Below are 25,104 nucleotides of genomic sequence, written 5' to 3'. Positions count from 1 at the left end.
CCGGGGGCGCAGAGCTGCTCAGAGGGCAGCTTCCAGAGCTCTGATCCGCTCGGCGAGCGCCGCGGACCGCGTCTGCGCACCGGTGTCCAGCCGCGTCCACAGATCCAGCGCCGACCGGTAGGCGTCCAGGGCCGCCCGGGGCCGGGCCAGCCGTTCCAGCACCTCCCCGCGCAGTTCCTGCACGCGGGCCGCCAGCTGCACGGCCAGGTCCCGGCGCTCCTCGCGGTCGGCCTCGAGGGCGGCCCGCCAGGCCCGCCGGTAGGAGTCCGCCGCCCGGTCCAGGCGGTCCGCCGCCCGGGTGTGGCCGTGGATCTCCAGCTGCACGTCCGCGTGGTCCCGCCAGGCGACGGCCTGGTCCAGCGGACTGCGGCTGTGCCGGACGGCGAGCTCCAGCAGGTGCTCCGCCTCCCTGAGGTCCACCGGGTCCCCTTCGTAGCCGTGCCGCAGCCGCAGCCCGGTGGCCAGCCGCCGCAGCCGGTGCGCCGCGCCCGGGTCGGACTGCGGCACCGCGGCCCGGCTTTCGCGCAGCACGCGTACGGCGGCCCCGGTGAATCCCCGGCCGTCGGCGGCTGCGGCCCGCTCCAGCAGGACGTCGCCCCACTCGGGCAGCAGTTCCCCGAAGGCCTCGGCGTCCCGGGGGATCAGCCGCCGGGCCCGGCCGTAGGCGCGGGCCGCGTCCTCCAGGGCCGCCGGGTCGCCGTCGCGCTCGTACCGGGCCCGGTGCACGCGCGCCAGGCCCACCAGGGCGGCCACCCGCAGTTCGGCGTCGCCGGCCGCCTCCTCGACGGCCTCCCCCAGCTCCGCGGCCGCCTCCTCCAGCCGCTCGGGCAGGTAGCGCAGCGCGCCGGCCAGTTCGACCCGGGTCCGGGCGCGCGTCTCCCGTCCGGCGGCGCCGCCCGCGGCCTGCCCGCCGCCGACGGCGAGTCGGGCCGCGGCCTGTCCGGCGAGGGCCGCGACTTCGGCCGGGTCGGGGGTGTGGGGCAGCAGGGCCAGCAGGACGCGGCCGAGGGCCCGGTGCAGCTCGGGGTGGGCCGCCGCGTCGCCGGCGGCGCCGGCGAGGGGCTCCAGGGCGGCCCGCGCCTCGCGCAGGGCGCCCGGGCCCTCGCGCAGGGCGCTCAACCGGATCAGGGTCTCGGCGCGGCGCACCGTGCAGTCCCGCCGGAGCACGGGGTCGGCGGAGGCGGCGGCCGCCGCGGCGAAGGCCCGGTCGGCGGCGGCCAGCAGGTCCGGCCGCGGTGCGCCGGCCAGCGCCCGCTCGTGCAGCACCCGGCCGTGCACGGCCCGGGCCGGGGCCGTCGCCAGCCCGGTCACGGCCCGCTCCGCCTCGGCGAGCAGCTCCGGATCCCGCTGGGCCGCCCACAGCCGCAGCAGCGCTCCGGCGAGTTCCGTCTCGGCCTCCTCGGGCGGGTCGTCCGGCCCCGCCGGGGTGGCGACCGCCCGGCGCAGGACGGCCACGGCCTCGTAGAGCGCGCGGGCGTCGCCGCCGGCGTCACCGGTCCGGTCCCGGTCCGCGTCGGCCAGCCGCTCCCGCGCGGTGCGCACGGCGGCGGCTCGCGAAGGCGCCGGGGGCGTGGCGGGCTCGCGCGCCGGCGGGCCCTGCTCCGGCACGCCGGGGAGGTAGCGCCGTACGACCTTGGCCGAGACCTGGGCGAAGGCCTGCGGCAGCCGCCCTGCGGGAATCCGCCCGGCGTCCGCCGGCGCATGCCGGGACCCGGAGTCCGCCCCCGGGCCCGTATCCGCTCCCGTGCCCGGGCCCGTATCCGTCCCCGTCCCCGCTCCCGCACCGGGCCCCGGACCGGGCCCCGGCTCCCGCTCCGGCTCCGGGCCGCCGTCGGCCGGGCCGGGCGGCGGCGCCCCGGTGAGCTGGAGGACGGCGAGCGCGGGGAAATTGCGCACGCCGCGCCCGAAGTGCGCCAGCACGTACTCCGAGCAGTGCTTCAGCACCAGGGCCGCCTCGTCGCGCCCCAGCGGCCCGAGCAGTACGTCCCGCACCCCGGGGACGAACTCGTACCACTGCCCGGGGGTGTCGGGGCTGCGCCGCAGCAGGCCGCTCAGCAGGACCTCCGCCAGGTCCGAGGGTTCGGAGTCGGGCAGCATCGTGCGCTGCACCAGCCGCATGACCGGCAGCGTCAGCGGGGCCGCCGCCAGGTAGACGGCCAGCTGCACGGCCCGGGGCGCGGCCGAGGACCGGAACCGGGCCACGAGCTCGCGCGGCGGCCGCACGGCACGGGGCGGCGGCGGTGGTGCGGCGGGATGGGCGGCCAGCACCCGCCCCACCTCGGCCGGTACCGGGCCGCTGCCGAGCCCGGCGACGAGCCGGGCCCACGCGCCGAGGGCGATGGCGCTGGGCGGCAGCACGGGCACGGTCAACCCTCCCGTGGGGCGCCCGGGCAGGGGCGGCCGGTCCGGGCGGAACCTCAGCCGGCCGCCGCTGTCCTCGGTCCGGCAGAGCGTGCCGCGCTCGGTCGGCAGCCAGCTGCGGCCCCACAGCCGCTGGGGCAGCGGCTGGACGACCGCGCAGGGGGTGCACTCGGCCCAGCGGTGCAGCAGCCGCTGCGCCGAGCCCTCGCGCCACAGCGGTCCGGCGCAGTCGGAGACCACCATGGTCAGGGCGCGGCCGGTGGGGTCGCGCAGCTGGTCGCCCGAGCGCGTCCCGGTGCCGGGCACGGGCCCGCGTCCGAGGCCGGCCGTGCCGTCAGGGAGCCGGTGCAGGTAGTGCACCTGGACATCGCGGAAGGCACCCAGCCGCTCGCACACCGCGCGGAGTTCCTCGAACATGTCCTGCCACACCGCCATCGACGGCGACGCGTCCATCACCAGCCGTACGGTGGCCTCGCGCCGGCTCTCCGGCCTGAGCACCGGGACGACCAGGCCGAGGGCCCGGGCGCTCGCCTCGGCGGTGGCCGGTTCGTCGAGCACCGACCGGGTGGGCGGGCCGGGCGGGCGGTGGCGCTGGAGGGCGCGCAGCGCCCGCTGGATCGCGAGGATGCGGGGCAGCGCGGCCGCCGCGGGCACCCGTACGGGCACCCCGCGCCCGTCGGGCGGCTCCCCTGCGCGCTGCGCCCCCGCCCCGTCCGCGCGGCGCGGCGCGGGTGCGTGGAGCGCGACGGCGGCCTCGGCCTGCGCCGCGTCCCGTGCGGGACCCTCGGGCCCACCGACCGGATCCTCGGCTTCCGGTTCCGGTACGGGCGCGGGGGCCGCACCCGGCGCCGGCCGGCCGGGCCGCCCCATCCGCCCGGCCAGCCACAGCGCGTCGGCGAGCTCCTCGGCGGTCGGATCGAGCCCGGCGGCGCGCAGCAGCACGGCCAGTTCACGGATGCCGGGCGGTCCGGCGGGCGGCACGGCCCGTCACCTCGGGCGGTCGAGGCGCTGGATGAGCAGGTCCGCGAGGTCCTCCCGGGTGGGCGGGGCCGCGTAGTGCGTCAGATAGACGGCGTTGAGCAGTTGGTCGGCGGCGACGAGCTCGGACTGCGAGCGGCTGAGGAACTCGCGGATCAGGTCGGCCCCCAACCGGGCGGCGTCCTCCCCGAGATGGGCCCGGACCATGGTGGTGAGGCGCTTCTCGCCGGGCTGCCCGAGCTTGAGCTGGATGCAGCGCCGCAGCAGCGCGGCGGGGAAGTCCCGCTCCCCGTTGCTCGTCAGGACGATGAAGGGGAAGGCCCGGCAGCGCACCCGGCCGCCCCGGACGGTCACCTTCGCCCCGTCGTCGGTGAGGACCTGCACCTCGGGCTCGGTGTCGGCCACCCGCTCCAGCTCCGGGAGGGCGAACTCCCCCTCCTCCAGCACGTTCAGCAGGTCGTTCGGCAGGTCGATGTCGCTCTTGTCGAGCTCGTCGATCAGCAGGACCCGGGGGCGCGCGGTCGGCAGCAGGGCGGTGCCCAGCGGACCGAGACGGATGTACTTGCCGATGCCCGGCGTGCCGCCCGGCGCCCCGCCGCCGGCCGCGAGCTGCACGTCCTGGAGCCGGGCCAGGGCGTCGTAGCGGTAGAGGCCGTCCTGGAGCACCGTCCGCGAGACCACCGGCCAGCGCAGCACCCGGCCCAGTTTCAGTTCGTGGGCGACGGCGTGCGCGAGGGTGGACTTCCCGGTGCCCGGATAGCCCGTCACCAGCAGCGGCCGGCGCAGGTACAGGGCGGCGTTGACGGCCTCCAGCTCCTCCGGCTCGGGCCGGTGCAGTTCGGCGGCCTGCCGGTTGGCCCCCAGCCGCCGGGCCACGTTCCCGTCGGTCACGGCGGCCGGGCCGTCCGCCTCCCCCACGGGCCCGCCGTCGAAGTCCCGCCACGGCGGCGATCGGGCAGGGCCTCGATCCCGTCGTGGGGCTCGCCGACACCGCGGTAGATGAGCCATTCGTCGTTCATCGGTGCTGCTCCCTCCTGGCGTTTCACAGGTCGCCCTGGAGCGGTTCGTCCTCGGGCAGGGCGCGCGCGGGGTCGTTCCACACGAGCGCGGCCCCCGCCGACCAGTAGGCGTCCGGGTCGGCTCCGAAGGCCCGCCCCCGCAGGGCCTGGAGCCGCAGCGGCAGCACCTCCGCCCGTCCGGCGTCGGCCAGTTCCTCCCGCAGGCCGCGGTGGAAGGGGGCGCACGACACCCGGGGGTCCGGCGGCGGCCGCCGGCACACCACCACCCCGTACCCGGCGTCCCCCACCGCGTGCAGCGAGCCCAGCGTGGGCTCCTGCCCCGCCGCCCGGCAGTGCACCGGCACGGTGTTGTCCGGGAGGCCGGCCAGCCAGACCGCGGACGGGCCGCGCGGCCTTCCCCGTACGCAGTCGGCCCGCTCGTCCAGCAGCGGCCCGGCCTGCACCCGCGCCCACCGCGCGGCCGCCGCGGGGGCCGGGTTCCCGGCCGGATACCGGAAGACCACCGGCCGCTGCACCCCGACCGGCACCCTGCCCACCAGCGCCCACTCGTCCACGGCGAGGCCGAACAGCTCGGGTGCGACCGCCACCTCGAGCGGGGCCTGCGCCTCGTGGCTGTCGCAGCGCCGGAACGCCTCGGCGAGCGCGGCCCGCAACGCCTCCGGCAGGCCCGCCCCGGTGGCCCGTACCCCGGAGTCCACCGGCGTCACGCGCCCGGGGCGCTCCGGCCCCGCCAGCACCGAGACCCGCCAGTCGTAGACGTCCTCCCAGCCGTGCGCCCACACCTCCAGCAGCACCGACGCCCCGGGCGGCAGCCCGCCGGACGGCCGGGCCGGTCCGCGCACCGCCCGCCCGGCCGAGGCCCGCCGGCGCCGCTCCCGCTCGGCGAGGCCCCGTTCGTGCCGTTCGCCGAGCTCGCGGCGCAGCGGACGCCACAACCGTTCGGCGGTGGCCCGCACCCAGTCCCACAGGTCCTCGTCGGCGCCGGGCGTCGGCGGCTCGCGGTGGTCGGCGACGCTGACGTCCGTCGCGTACCGGAGCATGGCGGCCGCCTCGCCCGCTCCGCCCGGCGGGTCGTGCAGCAGGCCGAGGCCGTCCCGCCAGCTGAGCGGGGCGAGCGGGTGCGGTTCGGGCTCCTCGCCGCGGGCCGCCTCCACCAGGGCCCGTACGACCTCGGAGGAGCCGGGCGGCGGCAGTTCGGCGAACAGTCCGCACAGGGTGGTGAGTTCGCCGGGGGTGAGCCGGCCGCGCCCGCCGTACGGGTCGTCTGCGGCGTCGGCGAGTTCGCCGTGCACGTCGGTCCAGGTCCGGCGGCTGTCGAGGTCGCTGAGGTGCTGGTCGTAGTGGTAGAGGTCGTGGGCCTGCATGACCCGGCGGTAGAGCCCGGTCCGGCCGCGCGCGGGCATCGGGAGGGTGCGCAGCTGCGCCACGGATACGGCGAGCCCGCCGCCCCCGGTGTGCCGCCGGGCCTTGACCACGCCGACGACCTCCCCGCGGGCCAGGTCCACCACGGGCCCGCCGGACATGCCGGGCTCGATCTCGTCGTCGTCGCCGAGCCGGATGGCCGCGCCGTGGCCCGCGGTGCCGCGCAGCCGGGCGGCGCGGCCGGTGATCTCCGGCGTCCCGAGGTCCTCGGTGCAGCCGAAGTACGCGACCTCCTCGAAGCGGGGCCTGGAGCGGTCGGTCAGCCATGCGCAGGCGTGCGAGACGGGGGCCAGGACGCGGATGAGGGCCAGGTCCGGCAGGTCCCACAGGGCCCGGCGGGCGGGGCGCCGCTCCTCCAGCCGCTCGGGCAGGACGCACTCCACGCGCCCGGTGACCGTGCCGGTGGCGCCGTTGCCGGTGGCGTCGACCCCCGAGGAGAACGTGATGCCGACCTCGCGCCCCGTCAGACGCACCGCAGCACCCCCTTCCCCCACCACGTGCGCGCACGTCAGGACCCAGCCGGGGGCGATGAAGAAGCCGCTCCCCCAGGTGGGTCCGGTCCCAGCGGTTGCATACCCGTCCGGCGGTGCGTGGACGCGTACGGTCGCGGCCTGGACGAGGGGTTCCAGAAGCTCGAAGGCGCGCGCGGAGCCGGCCGTGCGCCCTTGCGTCATGCACGCCCCCCAGCTCGTGAGGCATCCAGGCTAGCGCCGGAGCCCGGGCGGGCGGGAGGTCTTGCGAAAGGGCGGATTATCCTGGCGGGAAACACCCCCCGCACATCCTCATCACGGCACGGAGCCCGACTTGTACTTCACCGATCGCGGCATCGAGGAGCTGGAGAAGCGGCGCGGCGAGGAGGAGGTCACCTTCGAGTGGCTCGCCGAGCAGCTGCGCACCTTCGTCGACCTGAACCCGGACTTCGAGGTTCCGGTGGAACGCCTCGCCACCTGGCTGGCCCGCCTGGACGACGAGGACGACGACGCGGACGCCTGAGCCGCCGGGCCTGCGAGAACGGACGGGAACGGCCCGACTGCCGGTGGGCGGTCGGGCCGTTCTCGTGTCTCGTCGCCCTGCCGGTGCGGCGCGGGCGCGGGGACCGGGCGCCGGATCAGGCGGCCTTGGTCTCCCAGAAGATGCGGTCGATCTCGGCGATGAGGTCCAGGGCCTTCTGGCCGGTCGCCGGGTCGTTCGACGCCTTGGCGGCCGACAGGGCCTTCAGGGTGTCGTTGACCAGGGTGTGCAGCTGTGGGTACTTCTCGAAGTGCGGGGGCTTGAAGTAGTCGCTCCACAGCACCGAGACGTGGTGCTTGGCCAGCTCGGCGCGCTGCTCCTTGATGGTGATGGCGCGCGCGCGGAAGTCGGCGTCGTCGTTGGCCTGGTACTTCTCCTGGACGGCCTTGACCGACTGGGCCTCGATGCGGGCCTGGGCAGGGTCGTACACGCCGCACGGCAGGTCGCAGTGGGCGGAGACCTTCGCCTTGGGGGCGAAGAGGCGGGAAAGCATGGAGTGTGTCCTCCTCGTGATCGTCTTCTCAAGGGCGAGGTTACTCGCTCGGAATCGCCTTTTCGCGGTCGGCCCCGTGGCCTTGGGACAAAAGTCCAGCCTCGTGTGCGGACCGGTGAGCGAATCTACGGAGCCGTACGGCAGCATGCGGGGGTGACGAGGAGGTCGGGCATGGCGGAGAGCGGGCGCCGGCGCAAGCGGTTCGAGGTGCTGGAGGTGGCGGGGCCGTCGATGGTGCCGACGCTGCTGCACGGGGACCGGCTGCTGGTCCGGTACGGGGCGGCCGTCCGCCCCGGTGACGTGGTGGTGCTGCGCCACCCCTTCCAGCAGGACCTGCTGGTGGTCAAGCGGGCCGTGGAGCGGCGGCCGGGCGGGTCCTGGTGGGTGCTGGGCGACAACCCGTACAACGCGACCGGGGACAGCACCGTCTTCGGGCCGGTGCCGGGCGACCTGGTGCTGGCGACGGCCGTCCTGCGGTTCCGGCCGCGCGAGGACGCTCAGCGGTCGCTGAGGGCCCGGCTGTCGTGGGCGGCGTCGGCGCTGCGCCCGCTGCGGGCGGACGCCTCGGCCTCCAGGCGCTTGCGGGCGCGGTAGGCCGCCACGTTGGCGCGGGTGGCGCAGCGGTCGGAGCAGTAGCGCCGGGAGCGGTTGGTGGAGGTGTCGAGGTAGGCGTTGCGGCAGGGCGCGGCCCGGCACAGCCCGAGCCGGTCGGGGCCGTGCGCGGTGAGGTGGAAGGCCAGCCCGAAGGAGGCCATGGCGGCGTAGCCCGCGGAGGCGTTCGAGGGGTGCTCGGCGAGGTGGATGTGCCAGTCAGGGGCGCCGTCCTCACCGAGGGTCTCGTGGCCGGAGACCTGCGGGCTGACGGGGAACTCCATGAGCAGGGAGTTCAGCAGATCGACGGCGAGCACGTGGTCGCCGCCGTCGGCCGCCTCGAAGACGGCGCGCAGCCGGCCGCGGACGTTGCGGAAACGGGTGACGTCGGTGTCGGTGACCCGGCGGGCCATCTGCACGCTGGCGCCGAACAGGGCGCGCACGGCGTCGACCGAGGTCAGCGCGTCCTTGTTGCGGGCCGGCTCCTCGGTGTTGACCAGGCGCACGGCGAAGTCCGAGTAATGGGCCAGTTCCACTTGTAGTCCTTACGGCGGCGGATTAGGGTCTTCGGTAACGGCCGAGACGCATTCGAGGGTATTACGTACGGAGGGTTCGTGAGGGTGGATACGACAGCGGATACGACAGCGGACACGGCGGGCGCGACCGGTACCCGCGCCTCCTGGCAGGCGTGGCAGGACAGCTGGGACCGCCAGCAGGAGTGGTACATGCCCGACCGCGAGGAGCGGTTCCGGGTGATGCTGGACATGGTCGAGGCCCTGGTCGGCCCGGCCCCCCGGATCTTGGACCTCGCGTGCGGTACGGGAAGTATCACGGACCGCGTGCTGCGGCGGTTCCCGGAGGCCACCAGCACGGGCGTCGACCTCGACCCGGCGCTGCTGGCCATCGCCCGCGGCCACTTCGCGGGCGACGACCGGGTCGCCTTCGTCACCGCCGACCTCAAGGACCCCGAGTGGCGGGCGGCCCTCCCGCACGCGACGTACGACGCGGTCCTGACGGCCACGGCCCTGCACTGGCTGCACAGCGAGGACCTCACCGTGCTGTACGGGCAGTTGGCGCCCCTGGTGCGGCCGGGCGGCGCGTTCATGAACGCCGACCACATGCCCGACCCGGCCACCCCGCGCATCGACGCGGCCGAGCGCGCCCACCGGCACGCCAGGATGGACCGCGACAAGGCCACCGGGGTGCCCGACTGGCGCGCGTGGTGGGACACGGCCGCCGCGGACCCGGTCCTGGCCGACGCCGTGCGCCGGCGCTTCGAGATCTTCGGGGAGCACGCCGACGGCGACACCCCCTCCGAGACCTGGCACGCCCGCGCCCTGCTGGACGCCGGGTTCGCGGAGGCCCGCACGGTCTGGCGCTCGCCCTCGGACGCCCTGGTCCTGGGCCTGAAGTAGGGCGCCGGGGAACCCGGGCGCGGAGACGGCGGAGGGGCGGTACGGGGATCCCGTACCGCCCCTCCTTCGCGCGCCCGCCCGGTGTCAGAGCACCTTGGACAGGAACGCCTTGGTCCGGTCGTGCTGGGGGTTGCCCAGGACCTCGCGCGGGTGGCCCGATTCGACGACCACGCCGCCGTCCATGAAGACGAGGTTGTCGCCGACCTCGCGGGCGAAGCCCATCTCGTGCGTGACCACGATCATGGTCATGCCCGAGTCGGCCAGGTCCCGCATGACGTCGAGGACGTCACCCACCAGCTCCGGGTCGAGCGCCGAGGTGGGCTCGTCGAAGAGCATCAGCTTGGGCTCCATCGCCAGCGCCCGGGCGATGGCGACGCGCTGCTGCTGGCCGCCGGAGAGCTGCGTGGGGTAGTTCCCGCCCTTGTCGCCCAGCCCCACCCGGTCCAGGAGCTTGACGGCGCGCTCGCGCGCCACCGCCTTCGACTCCCCCTTGACCATGACCGGGGCCTCCATGACGTTCTCGACGGCCGTCATGTGCGGGAAGAGGTTGAAGCGCTGGAAGACCATGCCGATGTCCCGGCGCTGGGCCGCGACCTCGGAGTCCTTCAGCTCGTAGAGCTTGTCGCCCTTCTGCCTGTACCCCACCAGCTGCCCGTCGACCGAGAGCCGGCCGGCGTTGATGCGCTCCAGGTGGTTGATGCACCGCAGGAACGTCGACTTGCCGGAGCCGGACGGGCCGACCAGGCAGAAGACCTCCCGGGGGGCCACCTCCAGGTCGATGCCGCGCAGGATGTGCGCGGCGCCGTACGACTTGTGGACGCCTTCTGCCTTGACCATCGGCTGGGCGGTCACTTCGCCACCTCCGTACGGCGGAACATGTTCAGGTTGGCCTTCAGCCGCTGGAACGGCGTGGGCGGCAGGCTCCGCAGCGAACCTCGGGCGAAGCGGCGCTCCAGGTAGTACTGGCCGACGCTGAAGATGCTGGTCAGCGTCAGGTACCAGATGGAGGCCACGAAGAGCATCTCCATGATGGCGCCGGCCGTGCTGCCGATGTTGGAGCTGGCGCGCAGGAGCTCGGTGTACTGCACCGCCGAGACCAGGGACGAGGTCTTCAGCATGTTGATGAACTCGTTGCCGGTCGGCGGGATGATCACCCGCATCGCCTGCGGGAGCACCACGCGGCGCATGGTCTGCGTCCGGGTCATGCCGAGCGCGTGCGCGGCCTCGCTCTGACCCTCGTCGACGGACTGGATGCCCGAGCGGACGATCTCCGCCATGTAGGCGCCCTCGTTCAGGCCGAGGCCCAGCAGGGCGACCATGAACGGCGTCATGACGTCGACGGTCTCGTTCTTGTAGATCGGTCCCAGGTCGATGTACTGGAAGATCAGCGACAGGTTGAACCACACCAGCAGCTGCACGTAGACCGGGGTGCCGCGGAAGAACCAGATGTAGAGCCAGGACACGAAGCTCGTGACCGGGTTGTGCGAGAGCCGCATCACGGCGAAGAGGATGCCGAGCACGAGGCCCAGCGCCATCGACGAGACGCTGATGATGATGGTGTTGCCGAGGCCGCTGATGACCGAGGGGTCGAACAGCTTGTTCCCGACCGTGCCCCAGATGACGTTGCCCTCGGAGAACGCGTACACCAGCCAGGCCAGCAGCACGGCGACCACGGCGGCGCTGATCCACCGCCCGTAGTGCCGCACCGGGATTGCCTTGATCGCCTCGTAGGGGTTGCCCGGGGCGCCGGGGCCGGCCGGGGTGGGGGCCGGACCCTTGTCGATCTTGTCAGTCACAATGACTGCCCTTCAGTGGAGCGCTCGGATCACTTGCCTGCGTTGATCGTGGCGGACGGCACGGCGCTGTCCTTCACGTTCCACTTCTCCAGGACCTTGGCGTAGGAGCCGTCCTTGATGATGGCGTCGAGGGCTTCCTTCAGGGCGTCGCGCAGCTGGGTGTTCTCCTTCGAGACCGCGATGCCGAAGAGGCCGACGTCGGCCTGCTGGCCGGCGACCTCGAAGTCGTTGCCGCCGCCGGAGGTCTTCGCGGTGTAGGCGGTGACGGGGAAGTCGTTCAGGTCGGCCACGGCGCCGCCGGCCTTCACGCGGGTCTGCGCCTCGGCGTCGGTGTCGAACGCCTCGATGGTGAGCTTGTTGTCCCCGCACTTCTCGGCCTGCGCCTTGAAGGTGTCCTCGTACGTGGTGCCGCGCTGCACGGCGACGGTCTTGCCGCAGAGGTCGTCGAGCGACTTGATGTTCTCCGGGTTGCCCTTCTTGACCAGCAGCGAGACACCGGAGGAGAAGTAGTCGACGAAGTCGACGCCCTTGCCGATCTTCTCGCCCTTGTCGTCCAGGCCCTCCTGGCGCTTCTTGTTGTCGGTGATCGACGACATGGCGACGTCCTGGCGGCCGGTGTCCAGCGAGGTGATCAGGCCGTCGAAGGTGCCGGAGGTGAACTGGAACTTCACGCCCAGCTGCTTGCCCATGGCCTCGGCGATGTCGGGGTCGACACCGACGATCTTGCCGCCCTCGGTGAACTCCATCGGGGCGTAGGCCGCGTCCGTGCCCACCTTGATGACACCGGCGTCCTGGATCTTCTTGGGCAGCTTGGAGAACAGCGGAGCGTCGCTGGTCTTCTCCTTGGACGCGGAGCCGCTGTCGGTCTGGTCGCCGCAGCCGGTGAGGATCAGGGCGCCGGCGACCGCGATCGCGCCGACCGCGGCGATCCGGGACCGGGCGGCGGTCGAACGACGGGTGATGCTTGCGGTCATGAGCTGGTTCCTCCGGCTGGTGGAAAAGCACCGAAAAGGGGTCGGGCACGCACCATCGAGTGTCGCGACCTTGTGTGATTACGGCATCTTGCCATTCGGACTGGCGCATTCAGGCTGCCCGAGAGGTCAAAATCAGATAACGGACACGCCCGGCTACCCAACAGGACTGCGGGCAAGGCGGCCCGGAGCCGCACAAACCCCCGCGACCAGGCGGTTTGTCCTCACTTTTTGCGGCGCGTCTCGCCCATTGGACACACGGCTTTGGACTTTTAGCCAAAACCGTGACAAGCAGCCTATGGTCGAGCCGGATTCGACTCGTCTGGGTGAGCGTTCATCCGGTAGAACAGATCCTTACACCCCTCATCCGGGGCTCAGGGCGCGCGTGCGGCGCGCCCGCGCGTACGAACCTCCCCTCCGCGGAGGCGGTCCAACCGCCGATGCGGAGTACGAACGCGGTGCCCGCCCACCCCTTAACCAGGAGTGGCCACCCTCAACGATTCAAAGGACTTAAGGGGTCACACAAAGTGGCAGCGGAGATCGTCAACCCTCACACCGACAGCGCGACCGACAACAACCCGGACGCGGTGTTCGCCCTGCACCGGGGCGGCAAGATGGCCATCCAGGCCACCGTGCCGGTCACCGACAAGGACGACCTGTCCCTCGCGTACACCCCCGGCGTGGCGAAGGTGTGCAGCGCCATCGCCGAGCAGCCGGACCTGGTGAACGAGTACACCTGGAAGTCCAACGTGGTCGCCGTCGTCACCGACGGCACGGCCGTGCTCGGGCTCGGTGACATCGGTCCCGAGGCATCCCTCCCCGTGATGGAGGGCAAGGCCATCCTCTTCAAGCAGTTCGGCGGCGTCGACGCGGTTCCGATCGCGCTCGCCACCAAGGACACGGACGAGATCGTCGAGACGGTCATCCGCCTCGCGCCGTCCTTCGGCGGGGTGAACCTGGAGGACATCTCCGCCCCCCGCTGCTTCGAGATCGAGCGCCGCCTCCAGGAGGCCCTCGACATCCCGATCTTCCACGACGACCAGCACGGCACGGCCATCGTCACGCTGGCCGCGCTGCGCAACGCCGCCAAGCTCACCGGGCGCACGCTCGGCGACCTGCGCGCCGTGATCTCGGGCGCGGGCGCGGCGGGCATCGCCATCGCCAAGATCCTGGTGGACGCGGGCATCGGCGACGTGTGCGTCACCGACCGCAAGGGCGTCGTCTCGGCGGACCGCACCGACCTGACGGACGTCAAGGCGGAGATCGCGGGCCTGACCAACAAGACGGGCCAGACGGGCTCGCTGGAGAAGGCGCTCGCGGGCGCGGACGTCTTCATCGGCGTCTCCGGCGGCACGGTGCCGGAGGCGGCGGTGGCCTCGATGGCGAAGGACGCGTTCGTCTTCGCCATGGCCAACCCGAACCCGGAGGTGCACCCGGACGTCGCGCACAAGTACGCGGCGGTCGTGGCCACGGGCCGTTCGGACTTCCCGAACCAGATCAACAACGTGCTGGCCTTCCCGGGGATCTTCGCGGGCGCCCTCAAGGTGCGCGCCACCCGGATCACCGAGGGCATGAAGATCGCCGCCGCCGACGCCATCGCCGGTGTCGTCGGTGACGAGCTCTCCGCCGAGTACGTGATCCCGTCTCCCTTCGACGAGCGCGTGGCCGCGGCGGTCTCCGCTGCCGTCGCCGCCGCCGCCAAGGCCGACGGCGTGGCCCGCCTGGTCTGACGCGGGTACGGCTGTACGGGCGGGGCCCGGCCGGAGCGATCCGGCCGGGCCCCGTCGTCGTGCGGTCCGGCCGTGCGCGGCCCTGACGCGGTCCCGAGCACGGACCGGGCGCGTACGGGGCACGCACCGCGCACGTGCCGAGTGCGAGGAAGACCTCACCGTCCCGGCGCCGGAGGGGCTGGAACCCGCGGCTACCCAGCGGTAGCGTCGCGGCATGTTCGCTGCCTATGCCGCCCGAATCGACCGTGACCACCCGCTGAACGGCCTGGAGCTGGGCGAGCGCCCGGCTCCCGCGGCCCGTCCCGGGTGGGTGACCGTGAACGTCAGGGCCGCCTCCCTCAACCACCACGACCTGTGGTCGCTGCGCGGGGTCGGCCTCGGCCAGGACCGACTCCCGATGATCCTCGGCTGCGACGCCGCCGGGACCGACCAGGACGGCAACGAGGTCGTCCTGCATTCCGTGATCGGCCAGAGCGGCCACGGGGTCGGCCCGGACGAGCCCCGCTCGATCCTGACCGAGCGCTACCAGGGGACCTTCGCCGAACAGGTCACCGTGCCCGCGTGGAACGTGCTGCCCAAGCCCGCGGGGCTCTCCTTCGAGGAGGCCGCGTGCCTGCCGACGGCCTGGCTGACGGCCTACCGGATGCTGTTCACCAACGCCGGCGTGCGGCCCGGGGACTCGGTCCTGGTCCAGGGCGCCGGCGGCGGGGTCGCGACCGCCGCCATCGCCCTCGGCAAGGCGGCGGGCCTGCGCGTCTTCGCCACCAGCCGCGACGAGGCGAAGCGCAAGCGGGCCGTGGAGCTGGGCGCCCTGGAGGCGTACGAGCCGGGCGCGCGGCTGCCCCGGCGGGTGGACGCCGTGATCGAGACGGTGGGCGCGGCCACGTGGTCGCACTCGGTGAAGTCCCTGCGCCCCGGCGGCACCCTGGTGATCTCCGGGGCGACGAGCGGCGACCGGCCCGCGCACGCCGAGCTCACCCGGATCTTCTTCCTGGAGCTGAAGGTGGTCGGCTCGACGATGGGCACGAAGGACGAGCTGGAGGACCTGCTGTCGTTCTGCGAGGCCACGGGGCTGCGGCCGGTCATCGACGAGGTGCTGCCGCTGGACCGGGCGCGCGAGGGCTTCGAGAAGCTCGCGGCGGGGGACCTCTTCGGCAAGATCGTCCTCACTCCCTGAGTGTCAATGCGGGTTGACAGACCCTCCCGCGTCAACCTACATTGACACCCATGACGGAAGCTACCGATCTCGCCGAACGGGCCGGTGACCGCGACCCGCGTGTGGGCCTGCGTGCCGTGGCCGCCCTCCGCAGACTGCTGGAGCAGCTGGAGGCCGTACAGGTACGCAGTGCCCGCGCACAGGGATGGTCCTGGCAGGAGATCGCGGCCGAGCTGGGCGTCAGCCGGCAGGCCGTGCACAAGAAGCACGGGAGGGTCTGATGTTCGAACGCTTCACCCGAGGTGCCCGATCGGCCGTGACGGGCGCCGTGGCCGAGGCCCGGCGAGCCGGGGCCCCCGCCGTCGGCCAGGAGCACCTGCTGCTCTCGCTGCTGGCCATGGGGGCCTTGGACCCGCTGGGCGTGGACCGTACGGCCGTCGCCGCGGACCTCGCGGCGGCCCGCCGCCGGGGCGGGATGTCCCGGGCGGACGAGGAGGCGCTGGCCGGGCTCGGCATCGACCTCACGCAGATCGTCTCGCGGGTCGAGGAGGCCCACGGCGAGGGCGTACTGGCCGGCCCGGCGCCGCGCCGGCGGACCCTGGGCGCCGCGCTCCGCTCGGCCCTGGGGCGCGCGGAACCCGACGACCGCACCGGGACCCGACACGTCCCCTTCAGCGGGGACGCGAAGAAGATCCTGGAGCAGTCCCTGCGGATCGCGCTGGGCCGCAAGGACCACCACATCGGCACACTCCACCTGCTGCTGGCCCTGCTCTCCCGGCCGGGGGTGGTCGCCGAGGTCCTGATGGACCACGGCATCACCCACCGCACGGCGGAGGCCGGTCTGGCGGCCTGACCGCCGTTCGGCGGCCTGACCCGCCCTGGGTCCTGTCGTCGAAGTGGCGCCGGTCAGGCCCGCGGCGTCCGGTGCCGTGCATCGCACGGCGCAGGGGCGCCCGTGTACTGGACGTACTCGGGCGCCCCGACAACGCGGCGAGGTGCGGTGCCGGGCGCCGCGGGCCCGGCGGGACGTTGACGACAGGGCCTAGCCGGCCCGGAGCGTCGCCCCCAGCCGTTCGGCGGCGGCCGCGAGGTGGGCGCGGGCCTCGGCCAGCCGGGCCGGGGTCACGCCGTGGTCGCGCGCGGCGTCCCGCACCTCGTCGCGGAAACGGTCCAGCAGGCGGTCCAGGTCGCGCGCCGGGTCCGCGGTGGGGACCAGGTCCCCGGCCCAGGCCGGTGCCGCGGGTCCCGCGGGCGGGGCCGCCGTCGCGCCGGACCCGCCGAGCCACGCCCCGGCCAGACTGCCCAGGACCCCGCCCGAAGCGGCGAACTGCTCCTGGAGCTGCCCGGCGATGCGCTGGACCTCCTCGCGGGCGCGCTCCTGGGCCTCCTTGGCCTGCCGGCGGGCCTGCTGGGCCTCCTCGCGGGCCCGGCGGCTCTCGTCCCTGGCCCTGCGGGCCTGCTCCTTCCACTCCTGCCGCGCCCGGCTGAGCTCCTCCTTGGCCGCCTTCCAGGAGTCGTCCTCGACCCGCGTCGCCGACGCGGAGGCCGCCGCCCGCATCTCACGCCGCAGGTCACCGGCCGCGCCCCGGACGTCGTCGCGGATCTCGGCGGCCAGTTCGGTGACCGAGTCGCGGATCTCCAGCTCCAGGTCGGCCAGTTCGCCGCCCCGGTCGGCCAGTTCGGCCCGGCCCGCCTCGGTGATCGAGTACACCTTGCGGCCGCCCTCGGTGGCGTGCGTGACCAGGCCCTCGGCCTCCAGCTTGGCCAGGCGCGGGTACACCGTGCCCGCGGAGGGGGCGTACAGGCCCTGGAAGCGCTCCTCCAGCAGGCGGATCACCTCGTACCCGTGGCGCGGGGCCTCGTCCAGCAGCTTGAGGAGGTAGAGGCGGAGGCGGCCGTGGGCGAAGACGGGCGGCATGTCAGAGCACCTTCTTGTCGAACGCGAGGGGGGCGGCGGGGGCTTCGGAGGCGCCGGGGGCGTCGGGGCCGGCATCGGCGGGCGGGCGGCGCAGCAGGGCGATGGCTCCCGAGACCGTGGTGGCGCGCAGGGTGCCGGTGCCCGAGCCGAGGGTTCCGGTGATCCTCTTGGCGCCCAGGTGGCCGGAGACCCGCAGGTCCTCGAAGGCGTTGGAGACGCCGCCGGTGGCGGTGTTGGCCTCCACGCGGGCGTCGGCGGGGTGCGGCAGCCGGACGGCGACCTGGCCCGAGACGGAGTTGACAGTGATGTCCACCGGGCGCGGGGCGGAGGGGTCGAGGTCCAGGTCGATGAGCATGTCGCCGCTGACCGAGTCGCCCCGTACGCTCACACCCGCGCCGTCGACCACCGTCAGTCCGCCGGAGACCGAGTGGAAGCCGAGGTCGCCGGTGACGGACTGGGCCTCGACACCGCCGGAGACGGTGTGCGCCTTGACCCGGCCGGACAGGCCGGAGAGCGTGGCGTCGCCGGAGACCGTGGCGACCGAGGTGCCGCCGGAGATCCCGGAGACGAAGGCGTTCGCGTCGACCACGCCCACCTCCACCCGCGTGGCGGCGGGGACGGTGAGGGTGACCGCCGCGCTGCGCTCCCACGCCTTGCGGCCGGAGGCGGAGGCGGACCACGCCTTCCAGGGCTTGGCCTCCCACCACTGCTTGACGCCCTGGGCGCCGTTCCAGGGCAGGTCCTCGTAGGAGACGGTGAGCGTGCCGCCGTCGTGCACCACGTACAGGGGCGGCCCGTCGACCTCGGTCACCTCGAGCCGGGCCGGCCCCTCCTCGGCGGCGACGACGTTCACCGTGCCGCCGACGAGCCGGACGCGGAGCTCGCCCACCGGCGCTTCGAAGGTGAGCTTCTGCGGTGCGGCGATGTGCCAGGTCGACTGCGTCGGCTGCTCGGCCATGGGGCTGATCCTCCTCGTGCGTTCACGAACGGGTCTCGACGCACGCAACATATCGCGTCTTCTCCCAACACGATATATCGCGGCTACTCGAAGTCAAGGGAGTCCCCGCGGCGAGGGCACATCGGGCCCGCGGCGACGCTCCTCGGGCTCGTGAGGGCCGCTCGCGTGGAGCGGCCCTCCTTCGTGATCACGGCGGCGGCACCCGGCGGCCCGGGGAGGCCCGGGAGCACGCCGGGGCCGGCGCGGCCGTTACGCCGAGGCCAGGAGGGGGCTCGCGTGGTGATGGAGCCAGGCGCGGTAGGGAGGTGTCAGCAGGGCCACCTCCCGGTAGGCGGCCCGCAGGTCCTCGAAGAGCTCCGGATGCGCACCCGGCCGCGTCGCCAGCAGCAGGCGCACGGCCAGCGGATCCCCGGACAGCGGCCGGATCGCCATGTCCTCCCGCGGCCCGGACGTCGGCTGGCACGGCGCCACCGCCTCGCCGGAGACGATCAGCGAGCTCGCCGTGTGGTAGTCCGCGTGCAGCACCGGCGGGTCCAGCCCGGCCCCGGCGAACACCCGCCGCAGACCGTCCCATTCGCCGTCCACCGACGGATCCACCATCCACCGGTCCCCGGCCAGGTCCCGTAAGGACACCACCGCGTGCCGCGCCGCCGGATGGTCCCGGGACATCGACACGAACTGCGGCTCGCGCTCCATCAGCACCCGCAACTGGAGCCCGGCGGGCACCCGCAGCGGACTGCCCTCCACCTCGTGCACGAAGGCCACGTCGAGCTGCCCCGAAGCCGCCATCCGCAGCAGCGCGTTGGCGGAGACGTCCACCACCAGCGAGGTCTCGGTGTCCGGCAGCCGCCGGTGGATCCGCCGGAGCCAGCCCGGCAGCGCCCGGCTGGCCGTGGAGCCGATCCGCAGCCGGGGCCCGTGGGCGAGCGCCCGGGCCTCCTCCACCAGCGCGGCCATCTCGGCGAGCAGCGGACGGGCCCTGCCCAGTACGGAGCGCCCGAACGGCGTGGGCCGGCAGCCCGTCCGGTCACGCAGGAACAGCTCGCCGTCCAGGGCGCGTTCGATCCGGCGCAACTGGGTCGTGAGGGAGGGCTGGCTCACACCGAGCTGCCGGGCCGCCTTGTGCAGGCTCCCGGCATCGGCGATGGCGCACAGTGCGCGCAGGTGCCTGACCTCAAGCTCCATGACCCGAGGGTAGGCCGCGCCCGGCGGACCGCACCAGCCGCCGATAGCCCCCCGAATCCCGCCATTCTCCCACCAGTTGCTCTGACGAAATCTTCCCGATAGGGCGGTGCTATCGGGCAGTGACATCATCCGCAGCGCGCTCGCGCTCCCTCAGACTCCGGTGCGAACGACCCACCCCCCACCGCACCGGACGAGTAGGAGCTCCCCCACATGCGCCACTCCCGTAAGGCCATGCTGGCCACCACGGTCGGCCTCGGCCTGGCCGCCGCCCTCGGCGGCGTCGTCCCCACCGCCAGCGCCGCCCCCGCCGGCAGCGCGGCGAGTTACGCCGCGTACGAGCGTTCGCAGGAGAACCGGGCCGCCACCCAGGCCTTCTTCGACGCCGTACAGCGTTCGGTCGCCGAGCAGCGCGCCGCGAACCCGGGCGCCCTGGCCGTGACCGTCACCTACAACACCCGCAACGCCCCGAGCTTCCGCACCCAGATAGCCCGCTCCACGCAGATCTGGAACAGCTCGGTCACCAACGTCAGACTGCAGGAGGTCTCCACCGGCGGGAACTTCTCCTACCGCGAGGGCAACGACTCGCGCGGTTCGTACGCGAGCACCGACGGCCACGGCCGGGGTTACATCTTCCTCGACTACCGGCAGAACCAGCAGTACAACTCCACCCGGGTGACCTCGCACGAGACCGGCCACGTGCTGGGCCTGCCGGACCACTACTCGGGCCCGTGCAGCGAGCTGATGTCGGGCGGCGGTCCGGGCACCTCGTGCCAGAACGCCACCCCGAACAGCACCGAGCGGGCGCGCGTCAACCAACTCTGGGCCAACGGCCTCGCCTCCGGCATGGGGTCGAAGGGCTAGGTCCTGTCCTCGAAGTGGCGCCGGTCAGACCCGCGGCGTCCGGTGCCGTGCATCGCACGGCGCAGGGGCGCCCGCGTAACGGACGTACGCGGGCGCCCCGACAACGCGGCGAGGTGCGGCGCCGGGCGCGGGCCAGGCGCAACTTCGACGGCAGGGCCTAGGCCGGGCCGGGCGGGTCCTCTCCCGGAGCGCGGTACTGCACGCACTCCGGTCTCCGGCAGGGGCCCGCCACCCACTCCGGGACGAAGACCCCGAGGGACTTGCGCCGTCGGACCACCGTCTCGACAGGGCTCCCGCAGGCGGGGCACGCGTGCTGCGCGTGTCCGGCTTGCGGAGCGGCCCTCTCGTGCGGCTGCTGCTGCTTCTCACCGGCCATACCTCTACGGTAGGCCGGTTTCCGGCGTCCGGCGGATCAGCGCCTGCGCGCGTACCGGCTCACGATCTGGCCACCGCCGTAAGTCTGGACGCCGGTCAGCTCCAGCTCGCGGAGGGCGAAGCCGGCGCGCGCCATCGGAATGCCGGCCCCGGCGAAGACGGGGTAGGTCTTCACGATCAGCTCGTCGATCTCCTCGGCCAGCTGTCCGGCCAGGTCGGCGCCGCCGCAGAGCCAGATCCCGAGGCCCGGCCGCTCCTTGAGGCGGCGCACCCGTTCCGCGACGTCGCCCGCGACGATCTCGACGGCCGGGTCGGGCGAGGGGCCCAGGGAGCGGGAGACGACGTACTGGTCCAGGTGGGCGTAGGGGCTGGTGACGCCGGCCCGCAGGCCCGGTTCATAGGTGCCGCGCCCCATCACGACCGCGTCGAAGTGCTTTCCCACCGCGTCCTCGACGCCGAAGGCCGCCCGCACGTGCGTGGGCACCGTCTCGGGGAACTCCCCGAACAGGGCTTCGCGGAACTCGGGGTCCAGCCAGCGGTTCAAGTAGTCACCGTCTCCGTCCGGGTCGGCGATGAAGCCGTCGACCGACGTGGCGATGAAGTACGTGAGCTTGCGCAAGTGGTTCTCTTCCGTTCGACAGTGCACCGCACCGGGGCACGTCAACCAAAGTACTTCAGTTGAAGTGGTTACACAACCGCCTCCGCGGTCGCCCGGCGCGGCGCCCGCCGGCTACCCCTGCGGCTTGCGCCACATGGGCCACATCAGCGGCCCCTCCGGAAGACGCACCGCCTCGCCCGTGGACTGCCAGCCGAGCCGCTCGTACAGCCCCTTGCTGCGCTCGCTGCTCGCCTCCAGGTACGCCGGGACGCCCTCCCGGTCGCAGCGTTCCAGCACGGGACGCATCAGCTCGGTGCCGAGCCCCTCCCCCTGCCGGCCCGGATCGACAGCGATCATCAGCAGGTACTCGTGCTCCTCCGCCGTCGGGTGCACCGCACCCGTGAGGCGGCCGACCAGCTCGCACCGCTCGTTCTCCGGGTCGGCCACGGCGCGCATCTTCGCCGGGATCTCGTCCTCGACCGGTTCCGCCGCCGGGTCGGCGGCCGGGATCCGCAGCCACAGGGCCGCCGCGGAACCGTCGACCGCGTAGTCGATCCGGCCCTCGGCCAGGGCCACGTCCACGAAGACGCCGAGGAACTTGCCGTGCACCGCGGCCCGGTGCTCCGGGTCCGGGAAGACCCAGCTGCTCACCGGATCGGTACGGAAGGCCTCGTCGAGCAGCCGCGCCACCGCGTCCCGGTCCGACTGGTCCGCCTGACGTATCTCAAGCCCCATGGGCCACATCCTTCGCTCAATGATCAACGACCTTGAGCGATCCTAGAGTTGGCCCCGGCGCGCGGACAGTCCGGTTCCGGCACCGCTCGGCTCCGGAACCGGACCTCAGCATGTTCACAGCCGCGCGCTCACCGCCTCACACCACGCGCGACGCACCGCCCACCGCGCACCGCTCACCACGTACGCCGCGTCACGAACTCCGCGAGCGCCAGCAGTCCGCCCGCCGCCCCGAGGTCCGGTACGGCCCGGGACAGCTGCTGCACGGCCCGGCCCATCCGGTCCGCGGCATGGGCCTGCGCCCAGTCGCGCCCGCCGGCCCGGTCCACCGCATCGGCCGCCCTGACCACGTCGTCCCCGGTCATGGGACCCGCGTACAGGGCCGCCAGCTCCTCCCCCGCCGCCGTGCCCGAGGTGAGGGCGGCGACGACCGGGAGGGACTTCTTGCGGGCGAGCAGATCGGCCCCGGCGGGCTTGCCGGTGTGCCCCGGATCCCCCCAGATGCCGATCAGGTCGTCGATCAGCTGGAAGGCCAGCCCGGCCTCCCGGCCGAATCCGTCCATGGCCTCGACCTCGTCCGGCCCGGCGCCCGCGTACAGCGCGCCGAGGGCGCAGGCGCAGCCCAGGAGGGCGCCGGTCTTGGCCGTCGCCATGGTCAGGCACTCGTCGAGCGGGACGTGGCTGCGCCGCTCGAAGGCGCAGTCCGCCTGCTGGCCCGCGCACAGCTCGATCACGCAGGCCGCCAGTCGTGCCGAGGCGGCCGCCGAGGCCGGGTGGGGGTCCTCCGCGAGCACCCGCAGCGCGAGCGCCATCATGGCGTCGCCGGTGATGACCGCGTCCGGCGTCCCGAAGACGGTCCAGGCCGTGGCCCGGCCCCGGCGCCGGACGTCCTTGTCGATGACGTCGTCGTGCAGCAGGGTGAAGTTGTGCGCCAGCTCCACGGCCACGGCCGCCCGGACGGCGTCCTCCACCCTGCCGTCCGGACCGTGCAGGGCCTGGGCCGCGGCCAGCACCAGGGCGGGCCGGATGGCCTTCCCCGCGCTGCCCTCGGCCGCAGTGCCGTCCGCGTGCTCCCAGCCGAAGTGGTACATCGCGACGCGACGCATCGGACCGGGCAGGCTCCCGACCGTCCGGCGCAGCTCCGGGTTGACCGTCTGTCTCGTCCGCTCCAGCAGGGCCTCGGCCTCCCGGCCCTCGCCGGTCGTGATCGCCTCGGTGGTCGCCATGGCGTGTCCGCGTCTCCGTCGTTCCCGGACCGGCCGCCTCAGCGCCAGCGGCCGATCTCGACGTTCTCCAGCACGCCGAGCGCGTCCGGCACCAGCACCGCGGCGGAGAAGTAGGCGGTGACCAGGTACGAGATGATCGCCTGCTCGCTGATCCCCATGAAGCGGACCGACAGGCTCGGCTCGATCTCGTCCGGGATGCCCGGCTGGTGCAGGCCGATCACGCCCTGCTCCTCCTCGCCGGTACGCATGCACAGGATGGAGGTGGTGCGGGCGTCGCTGATGGGGATCTTGTTGCTCGGGAAGATCGGCACACCGCGCCAGGCCGACACCCGGTTGCCGCCGACGTCCACCGATTCCGGGTACAGACCGCGCCTGTTGCACTCGCGGCCGAAGGCGGCGATGGCCTTGGGGTGCGCGAGGAAGAACTTGGAGCCGCGCCGCATGCTGAGCAGCTGGTCCATGTCGTCGGGGCTGGGCGCGCCGTCGTGCGGCTGGATGCGCTGGTCGTACTCGGCGTTGTGCAGCAGCCCGAAGTCGCGGTTGTTGAGCATCTCGTGCTCCTGGCGCTCGCGCAGCGCCTCGACCGTGAGCCGCAACTGCTGCTCGGTCTGGTTCATCGGCTGGTTGTACAGGTCGGCAACGCGGGTGTGCACGCGCAGGACCGTTTGCGCAATGGAGAGTTCGTACTCGCGCGGGTGTGCGTCGTAGTCCACGAACGTGCCGGGGAGGACGGCCTCGCCCTCGTGGCCGGCGGACAGGTCGATCGCCGCCTCGCCGTACCTGTTGGTGCGCTGGGCGGGCTGCGTCCGCACCCGCTCCACGTGCGCGCGCAGCGATTCGACGCGGTCGGCGAGGAGCTGGAAGTCCTGCCGGGACAGGACGAGCGCGGTGCCGGGGGTGGCGGCGCGGGCGGTGTACTCCCAGATCGACTCCTCGTCGACGAGGGCGTCCTCGCCGAAGTACGCGCCGTCGGCGACAGTCCGCAGGACGGCGTCGTCCCCGTAGGGGCCGGGGCCGACGTGGTCGATGCGGCCGTGGGCGAGGAGGAACACGCGGTCGGAGGCGCTGCCGAAGGAGGTGAGCTCCTGGCCGGCCTCGAAGTCGATCTGCTGGCACCGCTGGGCGAGTTCGCCGAGGACGTCGAGGTCGTCGTACTCCCGCAGCAGCGGGAGCTCGCCGAGCTCCGCCGGGATCACCTGCACCTGGGTCCCGGTCTTGATGAACTCGACGCGTCCGTCGCCGACGGAGAAGCTCAGCCGCCGGTTGACGCGGTACGTTCCGCCCTGCACGGAGACCCACGGCAGCATCTTGAGCAGCCAACGGGAGGTGATCTCCTGCATCTGGGGCGCGGACTTGGTCGTGGTTGCCAAGTTCCGCGCGGCCGACGTCCCGAGACTGCGCTGCGGCGCCTGGGCTTCGGTTTCGGAACCCGCCTGGACCGACATGTGTTTCCTTTCGATCACTCCATGAATCTGCGGTCCCCAGCCTTTCAGTACGGAGTGTGATGGGACCATTACACAAAAGGGTGGGACTACTCCGTCCGGGTACGGGGCACTCTCTTGGGTTCGATCCGGGGCGTGCGGCCCGCCCCCTTCCGGCCGCTGTCCGGATCGGCTCGCTCGCCGTACGAATCCGCTGGCGCGGAAGGCTTTCCTCCACTACACCTCAGAGTGATGACGTGGACACAAGGCGTGTCCACGGGAGAAGGGGGGGCCATGGCCGCACCCATGTCCGCGGACCGTTTCGTCGGCGCGTTGCGGGGCGAGGGTCTGACCGTCGTCGAGGTGGGCGCCTGGCGTACCCACAACCGCAACCACAAGGGTCCCTGGGGGCCCGTGCACGGGGTGATGATCCACCACACGGTCACCAGCGGCACCGCGAACACGGTGTCCCTCTGCCGCCGGGGCCACTCCCGCCTCCCCGGCCCGCTCTGCCACGGCGTGATCACCAAGGACGGCCGGGTCCACCTGGTCGGCTACGGCCGTGCCAACCACGCGGGGGCCGGGGACTCCGACGTCCTGGCGGCGGTGATCGCCGAGAAGCGGCTGCCGCCGGACAACCAGGCCGACACCGACGGCAACCGACACTTCTACGGCTTCGAGTGCGAGAACCTCGGCGACGGCGAGGACCCCTGGCCGGCGGTCCAGCTCGACGCGATCACCCGCGCGGCGGCGGCCCTGTGCCGCGTCCACGCGTGGACGGCCCGCTCGGTGATCGGCCACCTGGAATGGCAGCCGGGCAAGATCGACCCCAGGGGCTTCACGATGGCCACCCTGCGCGGCCGCGTCGCGGAACGCCTGAAGTAGGT

General features: G+C 73.5%; 23 protein-coding genes and 1 pseudogene. 9 read left to right on the top strand and 15 right to left on the bottom strand.

Translation table 11 applies throughout. The annotated features are described in order from the left end of the window. Positions 1–18 precede the first annotated feature (18 nt). The 3 genes and pseudogenes from AC07FY_RS08045 to AC07FY_RS08035 all read right to left on the bottom strand — a co-directional run bounded on the left by AC07FY_RS08045 (position 19) and on the right by AC07FY_RS08035 (position 6,454). Entirely contained in the window at positions 19–3,342 is a 3,324-nt protein-coding gene (locus tag AC07FY_RS08045; protein ID WP_479002199.1) for an SAV_2336 N-terminal domain-related protein, read from the bottom strand. 6 nt (positions 3,343–3,348) lie between these two features. Continuing rightward, positions 3,349–4,358 (bottom strand): annotated as a pseudogene (locus tag AC07FY_RS08040) (AAA family ATPase). Between the two features lie 23 nt (positions 4,359–4,381). After that, positions 4,382–6,454 (bottom strand): VMAP-C domain-containing protein, encoded by a 2,073-nt coding sequence (locus AC07FY_RS08035; protein WP_479002196.1) that lies wholly within the window; start codon positions 6,452–6,454, stop codon positions 4,382–4,384. A gap of 130 nt (positions 6,455–6,584) precedes the next feature. Between AC07FY_RS08035 and AC07FY_RS08030 the strand changes: the two genes are divergently transcribed. Further along, positions 6,585–6,773, top strand: coding sequence for a DUF6104 family protein (locus AC07FY_RS08030; RefSeq protein WP_383201272.1), 189 nt, complete (start codon positions 6,585–6,587; stop codon positions 6,771–6,773). A 115-nt stretch (positions 6,774–6,888) separates the two neighbouring features. Here AC07FY_RS08030 and sodN read toward each other — a convergent pair whose 3' ends face one another. Next, positions 6,889–7,284 carry a superoxide dismutase, Ni gene (sodN, locus tag AC07FY_RS08025; protein ID WP_479002191.1) on the bottom strand — a complete coding sequence of 132 codons (396 nt, stop codon included), beginning with the start codon at positions 7,282–7,284 and terminating at the stop codon, positions 6,889–6,891. Positions 7,285–7,455: 171 nt separating this feature from the next. Here sodN and sodX point away from each other — a divergent pair, with 171 nt between their 5' ends. After that, on the top strand, positions 7,456–7,878 hold the full coding sequence (sodX, locus tag AC07FY_RS08020) for a nickel-type superoxide dismutase maturation protease (protein WP_479002188.1): 423 nt from the start codon (positions 7,456–7,458) through the stop codon (positions 7,876–7,878). Here the strand turns inward: sodX and AC07FY_RS08015 are convergent. Next, positions 7,782–8,411 (bottom strand): CGNR zinc finger domain-containing protein, encoded by a 630-nt coding sequence (locus AC07FY_RS08015; protein WP_479002185.1) that lies wholly within the window; start codon positions 8,409–8,411, stop codon positions 7,782–7,784. The two genes, sodX and AC07FY_RS08015, sit on opposite strands and share 97 nt — an antisense overlap. Positions 8,412–8,600: 189 nt before the next feature. Between AC07FY_RS08015 and AC07FY_RS08010 the strand changes: the two genes are divergently transcribed. Next, positions 8,601–9,290: a class I SAM-dependent methyltransferase gene (locus tag AC07FY_RS08010; protein WP_479003155.1), complete on the top strand. Its 690-nt coding sequence runs from the start codon at positions 8,601–8,603 to the stop codon at positions 9,288–9,290. An 84-nt stretch (positions 9,291–9,374) separates the two neighbouring features. On the opposite strand, the gene AC07FY_RS08005 is transcribed toward AC07FY_RS08010, so the two are convergent. From AC07FY_RS08005 to AC07FY_RS07995, 3 genes are read right to left on the bottom strand one after another with little or no spacing between them, the layout of a single operon-like run. Continuing rightward, positions 9,375–10,127 (bottom strand): amino acid ABC transporter ATP-binding protein, encoded by a 753-nt coding sequence (locus AC07FY_RS08005; RefSeq protein WP_479003153.1) that lies wholly within the window; start codon positions 10,125–10,127, stop codon positions 9,375–9,377. 11 nt (positions 10,128–10,138) lie between these two features. Continuing rightward, positions 10,139–11,086 (bottom strand): amino acid ABC transporter permease, encoded by a 948-nt coding sequence (locus AC07FY_RS08000; RefSeq protein ID WP_479002182.1) that lies wholly within the window; start codon positions 11,084–11,086, stop codon positions 10,139–10,141. Between the two features lie 29 nt (positions 11,087–11,115). Next, complete coding sequence (locus AC07FY_RS07995; protein WP_479002179.1) at positions 11,116–12,060, bottom strand: ABC transporter substrate-binding protein; 945 nt, start codon at positions 12,058–12,060, stop codon at positions 11,116–11,118. A gap of 524 nt (positions 12,061–12,584) precedes the next feature. On the opposite strand from AC07FY_RS07995, the gene AC07FY_RS07990 reads away from it, so the two are divergent. The 4 genes from AC07FY_RS07990 (at position 12,585) to AC07FY_RS07975 (ending at position 15,796) form a co-directional block, all read left to right on the top strand. Further along, entirely contained in the window at positions 12,585–13,787 is a 1,203-nt protein-coding gene (locus AC07FY_RS07990) for an NAD(P)-dependent malic enzyme (protein ID WP_479002177.1), read from the top strand. Between the two features lie 214 nt (positions 13,788–14,001). Further along, complete coding sequence (locus AC07FY_RS07985; protein WP_479002174.1) at positions 14,002–14,964, top strand: zinc-binding dehydrogenase; 963 nt, start codon at positions 14,002–14,004, stop codon at positions 14,962–14,964. A gap of 50 nt (positions 14,965–15,014) precedes the next feature. Then, positions 15,015–15,224: a helix-turn-helix domain-containing protein gene (locus tag AC07FY_RS07980; RefSeq protein ID WP_008741547.1), complete on the top strand. Its 210-nt coding sequence runs from the start codon at positions 15,015–15,017 to the stop codon at positions 15,222–15,224. Further along, entirely contained in the window at positions 15,224–15,796 is a 573-nt protein-coding gene (locus AC07FY_RS07975; RefSeq protein WP_479002170.1) for a Clp protease N-terminal domain-containing protein, read from the top strand. Before AC07FY_RS07980 ends, AC07FY_RS07975 begins: the two co-directional genes overlap by 1 nt. Before the next feature lie 189 nt (positions 15,797–15,985). On the opposite strand, the gene AC07FY_RS07970 is transcribed toward AC07FY_RS07975, so the two are convergent. The 3 genes from AC07FY_RS07970 to AC07FY_RS07960 all read right to left on the bottom strand — a co-directional run bounded on the left by AC07FY_RS07970 (position 15,986) and on the right by AC07FY_RS07960 (position 19,004). Continuing rightward, positions 15,986–16,861, bottom strand: coding sequence for a PadR family transcriptional regulator (locus AC07FY_RS07970; RefSeq protein WP_479002168.1), 876 nt, complete (start codon positions 16,859–16,861; stop codon positions 15,986–15,988). 1 nt (position 16,862) lies between these two features. Continuing rightward, a complete protein-coding gene (locus tag AC07FY_RS07965; protein ID WP_479002165.1) occupies positions 16,863–17,819 on the bottom strand; it encodes a DUF4097 family beta strand repeat-containing protein in 957 nt (318 codons plus the stop codon). Between the two features lie 249 nt (positions 17,820–18,068). Then, positions 18,069–19,004, bottom strand: a complete 936-nt coding sequence (locus AC07FY_RS07960; RefSeq protein WP_479002162.1) for a LysR family transcriptional regulator — start codon at positions 19,002–19,004, stop codon at positions 18,069–18,071. A gap of 210 nt (positions 19,005–19,214) precedes the next feature. Here AC07FY_RS07960 and snpA point away from each other — a divergent pair, with 210 nt between their 5' ends. Then, a complete protein-coding gene (snpA, locus tag AC07FY_RS07955; RefSeq protein WP_479002159.1) occupies positions 19,215–19,865 on the top strand; it encodes a snapalysin in 651 nt (216 codons plus the stop codon). A 412-nt stretch (positions 19,866–20,277) separates the two neighbouring features. Here the strand turns inward: snpA and AC07FY_RS07950 are convergent, their stop codons facing one another. The 4 genes from AC07FY_RS07950 to AC07FY_RS07935 all read right to left on the bottom strand — a co-directional run bounded on the left by AC07FY_RS07950 (position 20,278) and on the right by AC07FY_RS07935 (position 24,241). Further along, positions 20,278–20,859 carry a dihydrofolate reductase family protein gene (locus AC07FY_RS07950; protein ID WP_479002156.1) on the bottom strand — a complete coding sequence of 194 codons (582 nt, stop codon included), beginning with the start codon at positions 20,857–20,859 and terminating at the stop codon, positions 20,278–20,280. Between the two features lie 111 nt (positions 20,860–20,970). Continuing rightward, positions 20,971–21,573 (bottom strand): GNAT family N-acetyltransferase, encoded by a 603-nt coding sequence (locus tag AC07FY_RS07945; RefSeq protein WP_479002153.1) that lies wholly within the window; start codon positions 21,571–21,573, stop codon positions 20,971–20,973. A gap of 173 nt (positions 21,574–21,746) precedes the next feature. Next, positions 21,747–22,796 (bottom strand): family 2 encapsulin nanocompartment cargo protein polyprenyl transferase, encoded by a 1,050-nt coding sequence (locus AC07FY_RS07940; RefSeq protein WP_479002150.1) that lies wholly within the window; start codon positions 22,794–22,796, stop codon positions 21,747–21,749. Between the two features lie 38 nt (positions 22,797–22,834). Continuing rightward, a complete protein-coding gene (locus AC07FY_RS07935; protein ID WP_479002147.1) occupies positions 22,835–24,241 on the bottom strand; it encodes a family 2B encapsulin nanocompartment shell protein in 1,407 nt (468 codons plus the stop codon). A 270-nt stretch (positions 24,242–24,511) separates the two neighbouring features. On the opposite strand from AC07FY_RS07935, the gene AC07FY_RS07930 reads away from it, so the two are divergent. Beyond that, a complete protein-coding gene (locus tag AC07FY_RS07930; RefSeq protein WP_479002144.1) occupies positions 24,512–25,102 on the top strand; it encodes an N-acetylmuramoyl-L-alanine amidase in 591 nt (196 codons plus the stop codon). Positions 25,103–25,104 lie beyond the last annotated feature (2 nt).

The organism is Streptomyces sp. NPDC045967 (assembly GCF_056430495.1).
The sequence above is the reverse complement of the archived record's forward strand: the minus strand, read 5'-3'. Positions and strand labels throughout refer to the sequence as shown.

What these genes read in the sequence shown, in the direction of transcription:
- AC07FY_RS08035 (WP_479002196.1), bottom strand. Translation starts at nt 6,454, where the DNA reads ATGACGCAAGGGCGCACGGCCGGCTCCGCGCGCGCCTTCGAGCTTCTG.
- sodN (WP_479002191.1), bottom strand. Translation starts at nt 7,284, where the DNA reads ATGCTTTCCCGCCTCTTCGCCCCCAAGGCGAAGGTCTCCGCCCACTGC.
- sodX (WP_479002188.1), top strand. Translation starts at nt 7,456, where the DNA reads ATGGCGGAGAGCGGGCGCCGGCGCAAGCGGTTCGAGGTGCTGGAGGTG.
- AC07FY_RS08010 (WP_479003155.1), top strand. Translation starts at nt 8,601, where the DNA reads ATGCCCGACCGCGAGGAGCGGTTCCGGGTGATGCTGGACATGGTCGAG.
- AC07FY_RS08005 (WP_479003153.1), bottom strand. Translation starts at nt 10,127, where the DNA reads ATGGTCAAGGCAGAAGGCGTCCACAAGTCGTACGGCGCCGCGCACATC.
- AC07FY_RS07995 (WP_479002179.1), bottom strand. Translation starts at nt 12,060, where the DNA reads ATGACCGCAAGCATCACCCGTCGTTCGACCGCCGCCCGGTCCCGGATC.
- AC07FY_RS07985 (WP_479002174.1), top strand. Translation starts at nt 14,002, where the DNA reads ATGTTCGCTGCCTATGCCGCCCGAATCGACCGTGACCACCCGCTGAAC.
- AC07FY_RS07980 (WP_008741547.1), top strand. Translation starts at nt 15,015, where the DNA reads ATGACGGAAGCTACCGATCTCGCCGAACGGGCCGGTGACCGCGACCCG.
- AC07FY_RS07975 (WP_479002170.1), top strand. Translation starts at nt 15,224, where the DNA reads ATGTTCGAACGCTTCACCCGAGGTGCCCGATCGGCCGTGACGGGCGCC.
- AC07FY_RS07970 (WP_479002168.1), bottom strand. Translation starts at nt 16,861, where the DNA reads ATGCCGCCCGTCTTCGCCCACGGCCGCCTCCGCCTCTACCTCCTCAAG.
- AC07FY_RS07965 (WP_479002165.1), bottom strand. Translation starts at nt 17,819, where the DNA reads ATGGCCGAGCAGCCGACGCAGTCGACCTGGCACATCGCCGCACCGCAG.
- AC07FY_RS07960 (WP_479002162.1), bottom strand. Translation starts at nt 19,004, where the DNA reads ATGGAGCTTGAGGTCAGGCACCTGCGCGCACTGTGCGCCATCGCCGAT.
- snpA (WP_479002159.1), top strand. Translation starts at nt 19,215, where the DNA reads ATGCGCCACTCCCGTAAGGCCATGCTGGCCACCACGGTCGGCCTCGGC.
- AC07FY_RS07945 (WP_479002153.1), bottom strand. Translation starts at nt 21,573, where the DNA reads ATGGGGCTTGAGATACGTCAGGCGGACCAGTCGGACCGGGACGCGGTG.
- AC07FY_RS07940 (WP_479002150.1), bottom strand. Translation starts at nt 22,796, where the DNA reads ATGGCGACCACCGAGGCGATCACGACCGGCGAGGGCCGGGAGGCCGAG.
- AC07FY_RS07935 (WP_479002147.1), bottom strand. Translation starts at nt 24,241, where the DNA reads ATGTCGGTCCAGGCGGGTTCCGAAACCGAAGCCCAGGCGCCGCAGCGC.
- AC07FY_RS07930 (WP_479002144.1), top strand. Translation starts at nt 24,512, where the DNA reads ATGGCCGCACCCATGTCCGCGGACCGTTTCGTCGGCGCGTTGCGGGGC.